Genomic DNA, 14736 nt, shown 5'->3' with positions numbered 1-14736 from the left:
AGAGGGGCACGGACTGGTCGCCATTCGCGGCCGCTTGCGTGCGACTCTGGAGATGACATGACGGGCGACGACACAAGACACCTTCCCCTCGAAGATATGCATATGGCCGCCGGTGCGCGTTTTGGCGCCTTTGCCGGCTGGTCCATGCCGCTGACCTATCCGGCCGGCGTCATGAAGGAGCACCTGCACACTCGCGAACATGCCGGCCTGTTCGACATCTCGCACATGAAGCTGTTCGAGGTCAGTGGACCCGGTTCGATTGCGCTGCTCAATCGCGCCTGCCCGCTGGATGCCGGCGCGCTCGAAATCTCGCAGTCCAAGCTGACATTCTTCCTCAATGAAGCAGCGGGCATTCTCGACGACCTGATCGTCACAAGGCTCGGCGATACCAGGTTCATGGTGGTCGCCAACGCCGGCAACGCCGTGGCTGATGAGAAGCATCTGCGTGCGCTGGCCGGGGATTTCGATGTGAGGGTCGAGCCGCTCGACCGCGTCTTCCTGGCCATCCAGGGCCCGGAGGCCTGGGCAGTGCTGTCCCGCGCCGGCATCGAGACCGGTTCGCTGCTGTTCATGCATGGCATCGAGCCGCGCAAGAACTGGTTCATGAGCCGCTCCGGATATACCGGCGAGGATGGCTTCGAGATCGGCTTGCCGGAGGCTGACGCGCGCGACCTCGTCGCCAAACTGCTTCAGGACGAGCGCGTGCTGTGGATCGGCCTTGCCGCCCGCGACAGCCTTCGGCTGGAAGCCGGCCTCTGCCTGCACGGCCAGGACATCACGCCGGAGACCGATCCGGCAAGCGCGGCGCTGATGTGGGCGATCCCCAAGGAAATCCGCGCCACCGGCGCTTTCATCGGCGCCGATGCGCTGCGCGCCGCCGTGGAACGAGGCCCCGCGCAGAAGCGCGTCGGCCTGAAGCCCGAAGGCCGCCAGCCGGTGCGTGCCGGCGTTGCCCTTTTCGACGCCGACGGCAATCCCGCCGGCCATGTCACATCAGGCGGATTCGGCCCCTCCGCCGGCCATCCTGTCGCCATGGGGTATGTCTCGGCACCGCTGGCCAAGCCCGGAACACGGGTGTTCGCCGATGTGCGCGGAACGAAAATCCCCGTCGATATCAACTCCCTGCCCTTCACTCCCCATCGCTACCGCAAAGGATAATCCTCATGGCAAAGACCTATTTCACCGCTGATCACGAATGGCTCAGCGTCGAGGGCGGCGTCGCCACCGTCGGCATCACCGACTACGCCCAGGAACAGCTCGGCGATCTCGTCTTCGTCGAGTTGCCGGACGTGGGAAAGAAGCTGGCCAAGGGCGATACGGCCGTCGTGGTCGAATCGGTCAAGGCGGCGTCGGATGTCTATGCGCCGGTCGACGGCGAGATCACCGAGGCCAATGGCGCTCTTTCATCCGACCCTTCGCTCGTCAATTCGGCGGCGACCGGCAATGGCTGGCTCTGGAAGATGAAGCTGGCCGATGAAAGCCAGCTCGAAGGTCTCATGGACGAGGCCGCCTACCAGGCCCATATCAGCTGAAATCAGGACTTGAAGACGATGACCACAGCACTCACTCCCTTCTCGGCCCGCCACATCGGTCCGGGCATCAACGATGTCAGAGCCATGCTTGCCGTGATCGGCGTTCCATCCGTCGAGACGCTGATCAGCCAGGCCGTGCCGCAGTCGATCCGCCTCGACGTGCCGCTGAGCCTGCCAGCGCCTGCCAGCGAAGCCGAAGCGCTGGCCGAATTGTCGGCGACCATGGCGAAGAATACGGTGCTGAAGAGCTTCATCGGCGCTGGCTATCACGGCGTCCACGTGCCGCCGGTCATCCAGCGTAACCTGTTCGAGAATCCGGCCTGGTATACCGCCTACACACCTTACCAGGCCGAGATCAGCCAGGGTCGGCTGGAAATGCTGTTCAATTTCCAGACGCTGGTCACCGAATTGACCGGACTGCCCGTGGCATCGGCCTCGCTGCTCGATGAAGCGACGGCGGTGGCGGAAGCGGTCGGTATCGCGCTGCGCCATCACCGCGACAAGCGCACAAGGGTCGCGTTCGCCGGCACTCCCCACCCCCAGACATTAGACGTCGTGCGCACCCGCGCCGAACCGCTCGGCATCGAGATTGACGGCGAAACGATCGATGACAACACCGCCGCCTTGCTCGTCTCCTGGCCGGATACGTTTGGCGTCTATGGCGACCACAAGGCCGCGATCGACAAGGCCCGCGCCACCGGCGCCATCGTCGTCTTCATCGCCGACCCGCTTGGTCTGACACTGACCGATCCCCCGGCGAAACTCGGCGCCGACATCGCCGTAGGCCCGATGCAGCGCTTTGGCGTGCCAATGGGCTTTGGCGGCCCGCATGCCGCCTATTGCGCCGTCTCCGACAGGCTGACGCGCCTGATGCCCGGCCGCCTCGTCGGCCAGTCCACCGACAGCAAGGGCCGCCCCGGCTATCGCCTTGCCCTGCAGACGCGTGAGCAGCATATCCGCCGCGACAAGGCCACCTCCAACATCTGCACCGCGCAGGCGCTGCTTGCCAACATGGCGACGGCCTATGCGATCTGGCATGGCCCCGCCGGACTTCAGGCGATTGCCGGGCGCATCCACGCGCTGGCAAATCGCCTGGCGAACGGCCTCGAGGCTGCCGGCGTTTCCGTGCTCGGCGCCAGCCGCTTCGACACGGTGACGGTAGAGGTAAAGGGCAAGGCCGCGGCGATTGCCGCCTCGGCCGAGAAGACCGGCAGGCTGCTGCGTATCATAGACGCCGATCATGTCAGCGTGGCCTTCGACGAGACTTCCACCGATGCCGATCTCGACGCGATCGCGGCATTGTTCGGGGCCACCGCCGGCGTTTCCGCCGACAGCACTGTGCCCGGCAAGCCGCGCGGCAAGGAATTCCTCACCCAGCCCGTGTTCCACGAGAACAAGTCGGAAACCGACATGATGCGCTTGCTGCGCCGGCTGGCCGACAAGGACCTGGCGCTGGACCGCACCATGATCCCGCTGGGATCCTGCACCATGAAGCTCAATGCGGCGGCGGAAATGATGCCGGTGAGCTGGCCGAGCGTTGCCAACCTGCATCCTTTCGCGCCGGCCAGCCATTCGGCCGGCTACCGTGCCATGGTCGACGAGTTGGAGGGGTGGCTGTCTGAAATCACCGGATTCGACGCTGTCAGCCTGCAGCCCAATGCCGGCAGCCAGGGCGAATATGCCGGCCTGCTCGCCATCCGCGCCTATCACCGGGCGCGCGGCGAGGGCCATCGCACCGTCTGCCTGATCCCCTCGTCGGCACATGGCACCAATCCGGCAAGTGCTGCGATGGCCGGCATGAGCGTTGTCGTCGTGCGCTGCCTGGAGGACGGCAATATCGACATGGACGATATGCGGGCGAAGGCCAACGAGCATTCCAGGAATCTCGCGGCGCTGATGTTCACCTATCCCTCGACGCACGGCGTCTACGAGGAAGGTGCCCGCCACCTCTGCGCCCTCATCCATGAGCATGGTGGCCAGGTCTATTTCGACGGCGCGAACCTCAATGCGCTGGTCGCCCTTGCCCGCCCTGCCGATATTGGCGCCGACGTCTGCCATATGAACCTGCACAAGACCTTCTGCATCCCGCATGGCGGCGGCGGTCCCGGCATCGGCCCGATCGGCGTCAGGGCGCATCTGAAGCCTTACCTGCCCGGCCATGTCGCCGAAGGCTCGGCCCACGCCGTCTCCGCCGCACCGTTCGGCAGCGCCTCCATCCTGCCGATCACCTGGATGTACATCCGCATGATGGGTGCTGCCGGCCTGAAGCAGGCGACGGAGACCGCCATCATCTCGGCCAACTACGTGGCGACACGGCTCGCGCCACACTTCCCGCTGCTTTACAAGGGCCGCCACGATCGTATCGCGCATGAATGCATCCTCGACACACGCGTCCTCAAGGAAAGCGCTGGCATCAGTGTCGACGATATCGCCAAGCGCCTGATCGACTATGGCTTCCACGCGCCGACCATGTCGTTTCCGGTGGCCGGCACGCTGATGGTCGAGCCGACCGAGTCCGAGCCCAAGCGCGAGCTGGACCGCTTCTGCGAGGCGATGATCGCAATTGCGGGGGAAGCCGCGAAGGTCGCCAGGGGCGAGTGGCCCTTGGCCGACAATCCGCTGGTCAACGCGCCGCATACCGCCGCCGAGGCGCTGGCCGGCACATGGAACCACCCTTATTCGCGGCTCGAGGCAGCCTACCCGGCGGGCGATGCGGACACAGCAGCCAAATACTGGCCGCCCGTGTCACGCATCGACAACGTTGCCGGCGACCGCAACCTGGTCTGCTCCTGCCCGCCCCTGTCGGAGTATCTGGGGGCTGCGGAATAACTAACAATCAATGGGTTGGCGCCTCCCGGTGCCGACCCTTTTGCTCAATTGAGGCTTTGCGTCACCCCTTGTTCAGGAGCGCCAGGTTGGCGTCGACGACCGTGGGGTCTTTCATGCCGGCCCTGGCTTCCAGCAACAGCGCCTTGGCCTTCTTGCGGTTGCCGCGCAGCAGTTGGGAATAACCCATGTTGTTGAGGATCCGCGGCTTGCGACCGGCGACTTTGAGGAGCTGGTCATAAGCGCGATCGGCAAAGTCGAAGCGGCCAAGCTCATCATAGGAGGCTGCCAGGCCCATCCAGGCTTCGGCATTGTCAGCCTTCAATTCCACCGCCTTGCGGAAATGCTGTTCGGCAAGACCGTAATTTGCCTCGCGGAACTGCACCTTGCCCTGCGCCAGATCCGAGGTACCGACGTCTTTCGCCACGGGTGGAATGGCCGTCGTCCTGGTGGTGTCGACATTGTTGGTCGAACAGCCGGTTACCATCAAGATGGCCGCCATCGCGGCCGTTGCCGTGAAAACTCTGTGACGCATGCCCTGCCCCGATAGCCCGGTTTACCGGGTCGTTGTTCAGCACCACAGTATCGTCGCGCGATTAAACTTCAGTGCCGAAATACATCCAATATTTCGAGACCGGGCAAAGAGCCCATTAACTTTTCGGGTGTGCTTCACGCTCCCTCGACGTGGAATTCGTCTTGGCAAAAGATCATGCTCGAGCAAGGTGGCTGGAACTTTACCCAGGTGCGCAATGGAACTGGCGCTAGTGCCCTGTCATCTTGACGATGATCGGAATGACCGCGATCATCAGCACCACCGGCAAGATGCAGACGACCACCGGAACCGACATCTTAGCCGGCAAAGCATGTGCCTTTTCCTCCGCCAGGGACATCCGCTTGTGGCGCATTTCATCGGAGAAAACCCGCAACGCCCCCGACAGGCTGGTGCCGAGCTCCTTCGACTGCTGCAGCAGGGTGGCGAAAGAACGAACCTCGTCAAGGCTGAGGCGATCGGCAAGCGCTTTCAGGGCATCGTCAAGGCTGCGGCCGGCCCGCAGCTCCAGTGATACGAGCTGCAGGTTCTGGCTGAGCGAAGGATAGGTCTTGGCGAGTTCCTTGGATACGCGCTCGATACCGGCTTCCATGCTCATGCCGGCATCCGAACAGACGATCATCAGGTCCATGAAATCGGGAAAGCCGTTGCGATATTCGCGCATCTTTTCGCGAACCTTCTGGCTCAGAACCAGGCCGGGCAGAAAATAGCCCGCGGCTCCCGCCAGGATAATGAATGTCCAGCGGCTCGTCATCGTCGCGTCCGCGCTTGCCATCCATCGGTTGACCAGGTATGCGCCGATCGCGCCGCCAACCAGGGCCGCGAATCGGACCAGGAAAAACATGCCGACGGCGCGCGGTTCCATATAGCCGGCCTGAATGAGCTTCAGGCGCAGCCGGGCGACATTCTCCGGATCGCTCTTGGCGTAGAACTCCTGGGCGCGCTTGACCGCCTTCTCGCGCACGGCGCCCGGGTTCTTCTTGAGCGCGGGCCCTGCCTTCTCAACCATACGGCTGTCCTCGACCTTGAGCCGGCGCCTGAGGTCGTTACGATCGCCTTTTGCCGTGACCAGCGGCCACGCCACCGCCCCGCCACCCAGCACCATCAGCAAAACCGCCAGCGGCATCGGCGAGGTCGGAGCGAGCGAGGCGAGGAATTCGATCACGCTGTTCATGTCAGAACCGGAAGTTCGACATCTTGAACATGATGACGTTGCCCAGCATCAGCCAGGTGATGGAGCCGCCGAGCAGATACCAGGTCTTCGCCTCGTTCCAGACGCTTCGATAGAATTGCGGCATCAGCACCATTATGGCGGCAAACAGCAATGCAGGCACGGCGGTCAGGATATAAGCCGACATGCGGCCTTCGGTGGAGATCGCCCGAACCTTGCGGCGCAGCTTCCCGCGTTCGCGGATTGTCAGCGCAAGCCCATCGAGGATCTCGCGCAGATTGCCGCCCGAGCTGGTCTGGATCGACACGGCGGTAAGGAACAGCGGCAGGTCTTCATGGCCAACCCGCTCGAACAGCGAATTCAAGGCCGAGACCAGATCGGAGCCATAAGTCACCTCATCGGCGATGACGCCGAACTCTGTGCCGATCGGATCGGGCATTTCCCGGGCCACCATGGCGATAGCGACCGGGACGGGATGACCGGCCTTCAGGCCGCGCGTGATCAGCTCCAGCGCCTCGGGCAGTTGCATGCCGAACCGCTTCAGCCGTCGCCCTCGCTTGAAGCGCATCGTCATCACCGGCACGACCGGCAGGAGAACGACGAACAGGACGAGGCCGAACAGCAGTGACAGGCCGTACCATATGGCGACACAGGCCAGGCCAAGAGCCACGCCCGAGGTGATCAACAGGAATCGCGGCAGCGGCATGACCATGCCGGACTGCGTGCGCAACGCGCGGAACCGGTCCAGCGAGAACCGCGATGTGCCCGCATCGATGCCGCGCTCCTTGCGCAGCTGGAGCAGAACCTGTTCCTGGCTGATCTTGTTTTCCTGGAGCTTCATGCGGCGGTTGATGGCTGTGCGCTTGTCGCTGCGGCCAGCGTAGAGCAGATAGCACGCTTCGGCGATCATGATGCCGGTGAGCGCGGCACTGGCATAGACGACGTATACGGCGCTGACCCCCTCGAACATTGTCAGTCCTGCGGCCTGCCGGGTTCAAAATATTTCCCGGGAAATTCGATGCCCATGGCGCGCAGATCTTCCAGGAAGCGCGGCCGGATGCCCGTCGCCTCGAAGTGACCGAGGATCTTCCCATCGGCCTCCATGCCGGTGCGCACGAAGCGGAAAATCTCCTGCATCTGGATGACATCGCCTTCCATGCCTGTCACCTCGGCGACGCTGGTCACCTTGCGCTTGCCGTCGGACAGGCGCGTCAGTTGCACGATGAGATCGAGAGCGCTTGCGATCTGGCTGCGGATCGACTGCACCGTCATCGGCATGCCGGTCATGCCAAGCATCTGTTCGAGCCGCGAGATGGCGTCGCGCGGCGTGTTGGCGTGGATGGTCGCCATCGAACCTTCGTGGCCGGTGTTCATCGCCTGCAGCATGTCGAAGGCTTCCTCGCCACGACACTCACCGAGAATGACGCGGTCGGGGCGCATGCGAAGCGCGTTCTTGACCAGGTCGCGCTGCTTCAGTTCGCCATGGCCCTCGATGTTGGCTGGCCGCGTCTCCATGCGCGCGACATGCGGCTGCTGCAGCTGGAGCTCGGCGGCGTCCTCGATGGTGATCAGCCGCTCGTCTTCCGGAATGAACGCCGACAGTGCGTTGAGCATCGTCGTCTTGCCGGTGCCGGTGCCTCCCGAGATGATCGTCGTCTTGCGGGCATGCACGGCCGCCGCCAGAACTTCCGCCATGTTCTGGGTGATGGCGCCGAACTCGACCAGCTTGTGCAGGCCAAGCTTGTTCTTCGAGAATTTGCGGATCGATACCAGCGGCCCGTCGACGGCGACCGGGCGGATGGCGGCATTGAAACGCGAGCCATCCAGCATGCGCGCATCGACCATCGGCTGCGATTCATCGACTCGGCGGCCGACCGCGGCAACGATCTTGTTGATGATTCGAAGCAGGTGCGCCTCATCCTTGAATGGGATGTGGACCTGCTGCAGCTTGCCCTTCTTCTCAACGAAGCAGTTCTGGTGGCCGTTGATGAGGATGTCGTTGATATCCGGGTCTTTCAGCAGCGGTTCCAGCGGGCCGAGGCCGACCATCTCGTCGACGATGTCGTCGACCAGTGCGTCGAGCTCGGCGGTGTTGATCGCCATACGCTCCTGACGGGTCTTTTCCGACACGAATTCATGCACCTGCCGGCGCATCTCGTCCTTGGGCAGCCGCTCCAGGGCGACAAGATTGATTTCCTCAAGCAGCATCCGGTGGATGCGCACGCGCGCATCCAGAACCTTGTTGGCGTTCTTCGCCGGCGCCGCTTCCGGCTTCGACGGCACATGCTTGCGGGTCGTGGGAATGACGACGGCATGATGCGCCACCGGCGCTGCATCCAGCGGACGCGCTGGCTGCACGTCACGGTTCTGCAGGGCGGAAAAGCGGCTGGTCATCTCGCTTTCCTCCGCAGCAGGCCCTTGCCGATGCCAAAGAACGAGCGTGATTTCGAAGGCGCGGCGATCTGCTCCTCGGGCAGGATGATCTTCTTCAAATCGTTGATGACATTGGCATTCGGGTCGATCTCGTGAAGCGGAACGCCGCGATCCACGGCCTCGCGCACGAGACGGTAATTGTTGGCGATACCGCCAACGAAATGTTCGCCAAGGATCTCCTGCACATCGGCCTGCTTGATGCCGTTGTCGAACATCTTCTGCTCGAAACGGTTGACGATGACGTTCGGCTTCACCTCCTTGCCGGCGGTCTCATAGACCGCCTGGATGAGACGCTGCGTGTGGCGCAGGCACGGCACCGTCATTTCGGCGACGATATACAGCTTGTTGGAGCCGAGCAGTACCGTCTCGGTCCACGGAAACCAGGTGCGCGGCATGTCGATGACGACATTGTCGAAATAGGCCGAGACCAGGTCGAGCATCCGCACCACGACATCGGTCTTGAACGAGCGCATCTCCGATGGATGCGTTGGCGCCGCCAGCACGCACAGCCCGCTCGCATGTTTGGACAGCATCACGTCGAGCAGTTGCCGGTCGAGACGCTCGGGCTGGTTCTCGATTTCGGTGATGTCGAAGCGGGGCTCAAGATCGAGATATTCGGCGCAGGCGCCCTGCTGGAAATTGAGGTCGACCACGCAGGTGGACGCGCCGCGCGTCACCGAATGATGGAGCTGGAAGGCGGTCTGAAGCGCCAGCGTCGTGGTGCCGACGCCGCCGGCTGCCGGCATGAAGGTATAGATCTGCGACTCCGTGTTTTCCTCGCGTCCGGGCCCCTGCAGCGCGCGGATGACCGAACGCACCAGATCGGCCGTGGTGATCGGCTTGACGAGGAAATCGGCGACCTTGAGCTGGACCAGGATACGCACCGCCGCCGCGTTGAACTCCTGCGTCACGACGACCACCGGCACCCGCCCTTCCAGCCGGCGCATGATGCGCTGCAGCGACTCGACCTGCTCGAGCTTGGCGGCGTCCATGTCGACGATGATGGCGCCGAAGTCGGTTTCCTGGATTTCGCCGCGCAACTCGATGACGGACTTTTCCACCGTCGAGAGCTGGATGATTTCGGAGGCGGCGAATGCCGTCCGCGTGTCCTGGAGGAACGCCCTGTCGGTCGATACGAGCAGGATCTTCCTGGATTTGGTGCCGCTTGCCATTCTGTCAGCCCGTCAGGTCAGTCGCCAGTTTAACAAATCACCGATCAGATCAATCAGTGGTGGTCGATTGCGAAGTCGGCGCAGCCGCCGTCGGGTTCGTGGCGCCTACCGCCGGGGTGTCACGTTTTGCCGGCACCAGCAGCTTCGTGTTCTGGACGCCGTATTTCCATGGGTCGACCATCTGCATGACAGTGTTGGACGCCTGCGCGTTGCCGGCGGCCAGAGTCGGCCCCTCTGTGCGCTGATAATCGTCGCTGGTGCAGCCGCCGGCGAAGCCGGCCAGCAGCAGGGCGATGCCCGATCTCGAAATCCCGCGCATGGCTTCAGTCCTTCGGCAGGTCAAGGAAATGACCGACGGTGGTGACGGCTGCCGGCCGCTCGACACTGCTGTCCGCCATCGCCACCGACCGGCCGGCGTCGGACGCCTTAACTTCGTCGGTGTTGTTGACGAAGTAGTCGGCGTTGCTCGGCGGCAGCGTGCCGTCGGTTGGCTCCAGCATCTTCTTCGACGGGTCGACCGGCTTGACCAGATAGGGCGTGACAATGATGACCAGATCCGTCTCGCGCCGCTGGTAGGACTTCGAGGAGAACAGCGCGCCAAGCACCGGCAGCTTGCCAAGGCCGGGTATGCGCGAGGTCATGATGTCGTTTTGCGATTGCAGCAATCCCGCGATCATGAAGCTCTGACCGTTCTTCAGGTCCACCGAGGTCCTGGCGCGTCGCACGACGAAGGCCGGAATGGAGATCGTGCCGACACTGATGGAGGCGGATGTGTCGATCGACGAGACTTCCGGGGCGATGTCCAGGCTGACCAATCCGTCCTTCAGAACGGTCGGCGTAAAGTCCAGGCTGACGCCATACTTCTTGTAGCTGACTGATATCTTGCCGTTGTCGTCCGAAACCGGGATCGGGAATTCGCCACCGGCGAGAAAGCTCGCGGTCTGCCCGGAACGGGCGATCAGGTTCGGCTCGGCCAGCCGCCGGGCAAGGCCTTTGTTCTCCAGCGCCTGGATGGCAATGTCGATTGAAACCCCATTTGACAGCAACTGCCCGATGATTTGGCCGGAGCCTGCCGTCGGGACCGTACCCGGTTCGATCTGGACGCTGCGGCCACCCAGCCCATAGGCGAAATTGGCGGCGTATGTCGCGCCCAGTTGCTGCCCAGCCTGCCTGTTGATCTCGACGAAACGGACGTTGAGCTGGACCTGCTGCGACGACGAGATGTTGACGGAATTGATCACTTCCTCCTTGCCGGAGAAGCGCGTCGCGATCTTGTTGGCCTTGTCGGCGGCAACGGCATCGTCTGCCTCTCCCGAAAGCACCACGCGGCCATTGGCGGACCCGACCTTGATGTTGGCATCCGGCACGCTGGCGCGGATGGTGCTTGCCAGTTGATCGGTATCAAGGGTGACTTCGATGTCGATCGTGCCCACCAGCCGCTTCTGCTCATCGAACAGCGCGATGCCGGTGGTGCCCAGATTGTTGCCGAGCACATAGAAGGACTTGTCGGTCAACGGGTTGACGTTGGCGATTTCGGGGTCGCCGATCACGATCTGGTAGAAGGCGGCACTGGTGATGATGGTCTTCGGCTTGCCCTTGGCTACCTTGACCGAGGCATTCTTGGTCGACGAGACATAAACGACATCGTTGCCCGCACTGGCGGGCGCACCGACAGCGAGTATCCCGGCGGCCGCCACCGAGGCCGCAATCGCCAAGGTACGCGCCAGGCGCAGCCGTTTCGTCACCCGATGTATGATCAGCGCCAACATTGTGTCGTCCCTGTCCGGCACAAGCCGGCCTCTATTTCTGGTCCCGCGAAGGAACCTGATACTCTTCAACCTGCGTGCCGCGCGTTACGATGACCTTCTTGAACTTCGGCCCCTCGGGCTCCTTCGCCACGGCGTCGAACGCAGATGCCGCGGCCGCCTTGACGCCGGACGCGACCGAACCGCCGAACGCGGAGATGGTGGTGACGCCGTCCTTGCCGACAATGCTGTCGCTGGCCGAGCGAAGCGACAGCGAAAGCGTACCGACGGTGCGGGCAAGCGCGACCTTGCGCGCGCCCTCGGTCGTCACCTCGATGGTCACGGAATTGGCGACCTGCGGCGTGGTCTGGCGCACGTCGGCGCCCTGCCCGACGGTCAGCACCTTGGCATCGGCCACGACGATCTCGGAGGTGATGGTCGACCCTGCCGCCCCTTGCGCGTTCTTGGCCACTTCCTGGATTTCGCCGGCGTCACGGATCAGAACCACATCGACCCGGTCGCCGGGCGTGACGAAACCGCCGACGCCGGCGATCTCGTCGGTGCGTATGGTCACCGCCCGCATGCCGGGCGAAAGCATGTTGGAAAGCGTCGCGCGGCCATTCGGCCCCGACAGTTTGGCGAGCAGCACCGGCTCATTGATTTCAATGGGCGACAGCACCACGCGATTGCCGTCCGCCATCAGGGCGTCAACCGTGGCGAACGCGCCCTGCGGCAGGGAGTCCTGCGGCCAGGGAATTTCGACAACTTGTCCCCGCTCCAACGGCATGCCGTAACGCAGCGGGGCATTCGCCACCACGATGGTCTTGAACTCGATTTTCGGTGTCTCGGGAGCGGCGATCGACGCCGTTCTTTCCTCAATGCCGGTCCTGGCCTGGCTCTTGACCCAGAAATCGGCGGCAAAGATCGAGATCGCGCCGAAAACGGCGGCGATGCCGATCATCGTTATGGCCTTGCCCCTCACGCCGAAACCCCTGATGCCCGCAGTCTCTTGTTTTGTTGGGCTCACGCTAGGCGGCATTGTTAAAGAATCAGGAATCCTGCACGGCGGCATTCGACCTATTTCCGCCTGCTTGGTTATCGAATGGTTTTGAGTTAAGAGGGGTCAAATCCTCGAACGTAACAGGAACCTCCGTCGCTTGGCGCTTAAAAGCGTGGCAGTATCGCGGGGTGATTCGCAGCATCGGTACCCAGACAGGCATGGACGACAGCAACGATCTTTTCGGCGATCTGGACAAGCAGCCGCAAGCGGTTCGCGCACCGGCGCGCCCGGCCGACCCGCTGGTGCAGGCGACGAAACGCCCAGCGCCAGCGCGTGATGCCAGCGACAGCTATAGCGCCGCCGACATCGAGGTGCTCGAAGGACTTGAGCCGGTACGGCGTCGACCGGGCATGTACATCGGTGGCACCGACGACAAGGCGATGCATCACCTGTTCGCCGAAGTCATCGACAACTCGATGGACGAGGCGGTGGCCGGCCACGCGACCTTCATCGATGTCGAGCTGTCGGCCGACGGCTATCTCGCCGTCACGGACAATGGTCGCGGCATTCCGGTGGATCCGCACCCGAAATTCAAGAAGCCGGCGCTCGAAGTGATCATGACGACGCTGCATTCCGGCGGCAAGTTCGACTCCAAGGTCTATGAGACCTCGGGTGGTCTGCATGGCGTCGGAGTTTCTGTCGTCAATGCCTTGTCGGATCATCTCGAGGTCGAGGTGGCGCGTGGGCGGCAGCTCTATCGCCAGCGTTTTTCACGCGGCATTCCGGTGACCGGCCTGGAGCAACTCGGAGAGGTGCACAACCGGCGCGGCACCAAGATCCGCTTCCATCCCGACGAGCAGATTTTCGGCAAGGGCGCCGCATTCGAACCGGCGCGGCTCTACCGCATGACGCGGTCGAAAGCCTATCTTTTCGGCGGCGTCGAAATCCGCTGGACATGCGACCCGTCGCTGATCAAGGAAAAAGACACGACGCCGGCCAAGGCGACGTTCCATTTCCCCGGCGGCCTCAAGGACTATCTGAAAGCCTCGCTGGGCGACGAGTTCCAGGTGACCCGCGAGATCTTCGCGGGGAAAAGCGAAAAGCAGGGCGGCCATGGCTCGCTGGAATGGGCGGTGACCTGGTTCGGCGGCGACGGCTTCATCAATTCCTACTGCAACACCATCCCGACCGGCGAAGGCGGCACGCATGAGGCGGGTTTCCGCAACGTGCTGACGCGCGGGCTTCGTGCCTATGCCGATCTCGTCGGCAACAAGCGCGCCTCGATCGTCACCTCTGAAGACGTCATGATCTCGGCGGCGGGCATGCTGTCGGTGTTCATCCGCGAGCCAGAATTCGTCGGCCAGACCAAGGACAGGCTGGCAACGATCGAAGCCATCCGCATTGTCGAAAGCGCGATCCGGGACCCGTTCGACCACTGGCTGGCCGACAATCCGCAGGAAGCCTCGAAGCTGCTCGAATGGGTGATCGCGCGCGCCGACGAACGGGTGCGCCGCCGCCAGGAAAAGGAAGTGTCGCGCAAGAGCGCGGTGCGCAAACTGCGGCTGCCCGGCAAACTCGCCGACTGCACCCAGAACGCGGCGGCGGGTGCCGAACTCTTCATCGTAGAAGGCGATTCGGCCGGCGGCTCGGCCAAGCAGGCGCGCGACCGTGCCAGCCAGGCCGTGCTGCCGCTACGCGGCAAGATCCTCAACGTCGCCAGCGCAGGCAACGACAAGCTGGCGGCCAACCAGCAGATTTCCGACCTGATCCAGGCGCTTGGCTGCGGCACGCGCTCCAAATACCGCGACGAGGATCTGCGCTACGACAGGGTCATCATCATGACCGACGCCGACGTCGACGGTGCCCACATCGCCTCGCTGCTCATCACCTTCTTCTACCAGGAAATGCCGTCGCTGGTTCACGGCGGCCATCTCTACCTGGCGGTGCCGCCGCTCTACTCGATCCGGCAAGGCGGCAAGGTCGCCTATGCCCGCGACGATGCCCACAAGGACGAGCTTCTGCGCACTGAATTCACCGGTCGCGGCAAGGTCGAGCTTGGCCGCTTCAAGGGACTGGGCGAGATGATGGCCTCGCAGCTCAAGGAAACCACCATGGACCCCAGGAAGCGAACCTTGCTGAGGGTCGATGTGATCGATGCCGAAGCGGCGACCAAGGACGCCGTCGACGCACTGATGGGCACCAAGCCCGAAGCCCGCTTCCGCTTCATCCAGGAACGTGCGGAATTCGCCGAGACGGAAGTGCTGGATATCTGAGCGCTCGCTGCTCTACCTTGTCCGTAACGGTGCG

The 14736-nt window shown here is 63.3% G+C and carries 12 protein-coding genes; 4 read left to right on the top strand and 8 right to left on the bottom strand.

Annotation, left to right across the window (positions count from 1 at the left end; translation table 11 throughout):
- Positions 1-57: 57 nt before the first annotated feature.
- Genes gcvT through gcvP form a run of 3 tightly spaced genes read left to right on the top strand, consistent with a single transcriptional unit; the run spans position 58 to position 4361 of the window.
- The gene (gene gcvT, locus ACO07C_RS03375; RefSeq protein WP_421912820.1) at positions 58-1158 is read left to right on the top strand and encodes a glycine cleavage system aminomethyltransferase GcvT; all 1101 of its coding nucleotides are present in this window, start codon (positions 58-60) and stop codon (positions 1156-1158) included.
- 5 nt (positions 1159-1163) lie between these two features.
- The gene (gene gcvH, locus ACO07C_RS03370; protein WP_421912819.1) at positions 1164-1532 is read left to right on the top strand and encodes a glycine cleavage system protein GcvH; all 369 of its coding nucleotides are present in this window, start codon (positions 1164-1166) and stop codon (positions 1530-1532) included.
- Positions 1533-1550: 18 nt separating this feature from the next.
- Positions 1551-4361, top strand: a complete 2811-nt coding sequence (gene gcvP, locus ACO07C_RS03365) for an aminomethyl-transferring glycine dehydrogenase (protein WP_421912818.1) — start codon at positions 1551-1553, stop codon at positions 4359-4361.
- Positions 4362-4422: 61 nt separating this feature from the next.
- Here gcvP and ACO07C_RS03360 read toward each other — a convergent pair whose 3' ends face one another.
- The 8 genes from ACO07C_RS03360 to cpaB all read right to left on the bottom strand — a co-directional run bounded on the left by ACO07C_RS03360 (position 4423) and on the right by cpaB (position 12411).
- A complete protein-coding gene (locus ACO07C_RS03360) occupies positions 4423-4893 on the bottom strand; it encodes a tetratricopeptide repeat protein (RefSeq protein ID WP_421912817.1) in 471 nt (156 codons plus the stop codon).
- A gap of 226 nt (positions 4894-5119) precedes the next feature.
- Positions 5120-6082 (bottom strand): type II secretion system F family protein, encoded by a 963-nt coding sequence (locus tag ACO07C_RS03355; RefSeq protein ID WP_421912816.1) that lies wholly within the window; start codon positions 6080-6082, stop codon positions 5120-5122.
- Between the two features lies 1 nt (position 6083).
- Positions 6084-7049 carry a type II secretion system F family protein gene (locus tag ACO07C_RS03350; RefSeq protein WP_421912815.1) on the bottom strand — a complete coding sequence of 322 codons (966 nt, stop codon included), beginning with the start codon at positions 7047-7049 and terminating at the stop codon, positions 6084-6086.
- Positions 7050-7051: 2 nt separating this feature from the next.
- Positions 7052-8473, bottom strand: a complete 1422-nt coding sequence (locus ACO07C_RS03345) for a CpaF family protein (protein WP_421912814.1) — start codon at positions 8471-8473, stop codon at positions 7052-7054.
- The gene (locus ACO07C_RS03340; protein WP_421912813.1) at positions 8470-9684 is read right to left on the bottom strand and encodes a response regulator; all 1215 of its coding nucleotides are present in this window, start codon (positions 9682-9684) and stop codon (positions 8470-8472) included. Before ACO07C_RS03340 ends, ACO07C_RS03345 begins: the two co-directional genes overlap by 4 nt.
- 49 nt (positions 9685-9733) lie before the next feature.
- Positions 9734-10003, bottom strand: coding sequence for a hypothetical protein (locus tag ACO07C_RS03335; protein WP_421912812.1), 270 nt, complete (start codon positions 10001-10003; stop codon positions 9734-9736).
- A gap of 4 nt (positions 10004-10007) precedes the next feature.
- Positions 10008-11453, bottom strand: a complete 1446-nt coding sequence (locus ACO07C_RS03330) for a type II and III secretion system protein family protein (protein ID WP_421912811.1) — start codon at positions 11451-11453, stop codon at positions 10008-10010.
- A gap of 31 nt (positions 11454-11484) precedes the next feature.
- The gene (gene cpaB, locus ACO07C_RS03325; RefSeq protein ID WP_421912810.1) at positions 11485-12411 is read right to left on the bottom strand and encodes a Flp pilus assembly protein CpaB; all 927 of its coding nucleotides are present in this window, start codon (positions 12409-12411) and stop codon (positions 11485-11487) included.
- Between the two features lie 236 nt (positions 12412-12647).
- Here cpaB and parE point away from each other — a divergent pair, with 236 nt between their 5' ends.
- Positions 12648-14702: a DNA topoisomerase IV subunit B gene (parE, locus tag ACO07C_RS03320; RefSeq protein WP_421912809.1), complete on the top strand. Its 2055-nt coding sequence runs from the start codon at positions 12648-12650 to the stop codon at positions 14700-14702.
- The last annotated feature ends 34 nt before the right edge of the window (positions 14703-14736 follow it).

It is taken from the genome of Mesorhizobium sp. (assembly GCF_965229135.1).
Taxonomy (GTDB): domain Bacteria; phylum Pseudomonadota; class Alphaproteobacteria; order Rhizobiales; family Rhizobiaceae; genus Mesorhizobium.
The sequence above is the reverse complement of the archived record's forward strand: the minus strand, read 5'-3'. Positions and strand labels throughout refer to the sequence as shown.

Bases quoted from the DNA above. Each gene is read 5' to 3' on its own strand.
- gcvT (WP_421912820.1), top strand. From the start codon at position 58: ATGACGGGCGACGACACAAGACACCTTCCCCTCGAAGATATGCATATG.
- gcvH (WP_421912819.1), top strand. From the start codon at position 1,164: ATGGCAAAGACCTATTTCACCGCTGATCACGAATGGCTCAGCGTCGAG.
- gcvP (WP_421912818.1), top strand. From the start codon at position 1,551: ATGACCACAGCACTCACTCCCTTCTCGGCCCGCCACATCGGTCCGGGC.
- ACO07C_RS03360 (WP_421912817.1), bottom strand. From the start codon at position 4,893: ATGCGTCACAGAGTTTTCACGGCAACGGCCGCGATGGCGGCCATCTTG.
- ACO07C_RS03355 (WP_421912816.1), bottom strand. From the start codon at position 6,082: ATGAACAGCGTGATCGAATTCCTCGCCTCGCTCGCTCCGACCTCGCCG.
- ACO07C_RS03350 (WP_421912815.1), bottom strand. From the start codon at position 7,049: ATGTTCGAGGGGGTCAGCGCCGTATACGTCGTCTATGCCAGTGCCGCG.
- ACO07C_RS03345 (WP_421912814.1), bottom strand. From the start codon at position 8,473: ATGACCAGCCGCTTTTCCGCCCTGCAGAACCGTGACGTGCAGCCAGCG.
- ACO07C_RS03340 (WP_421912813.1), bottom strand. From the start codon at position 9,684: ATGGCAAGCGGCACCAAATCCAGGAAGATCCTGCTCGTATCGACCGAC.
- ACO07C_RS03335 (WP_421912812.1), bottom strand. From the start codon at position 10,003: ATGCGCGGGATTTCGAGATCGGGCATCGCCCTGCTGCTGGCCGGCTTC.
- ACO07C_RS03330 (WP_421912811.1), bottom strand. From the start codon at position 11,453: ATGTTGGCGCTGATCATACATCGGGTGACGAAACGGCTGCGCCTGGCG.
- parE (WP_421912809.1), top strand. From the start codon at position 12,648: ATGGACGACAGCAACGATCTTTTCGGCGATCTGGACAAGCAGCCGCAA.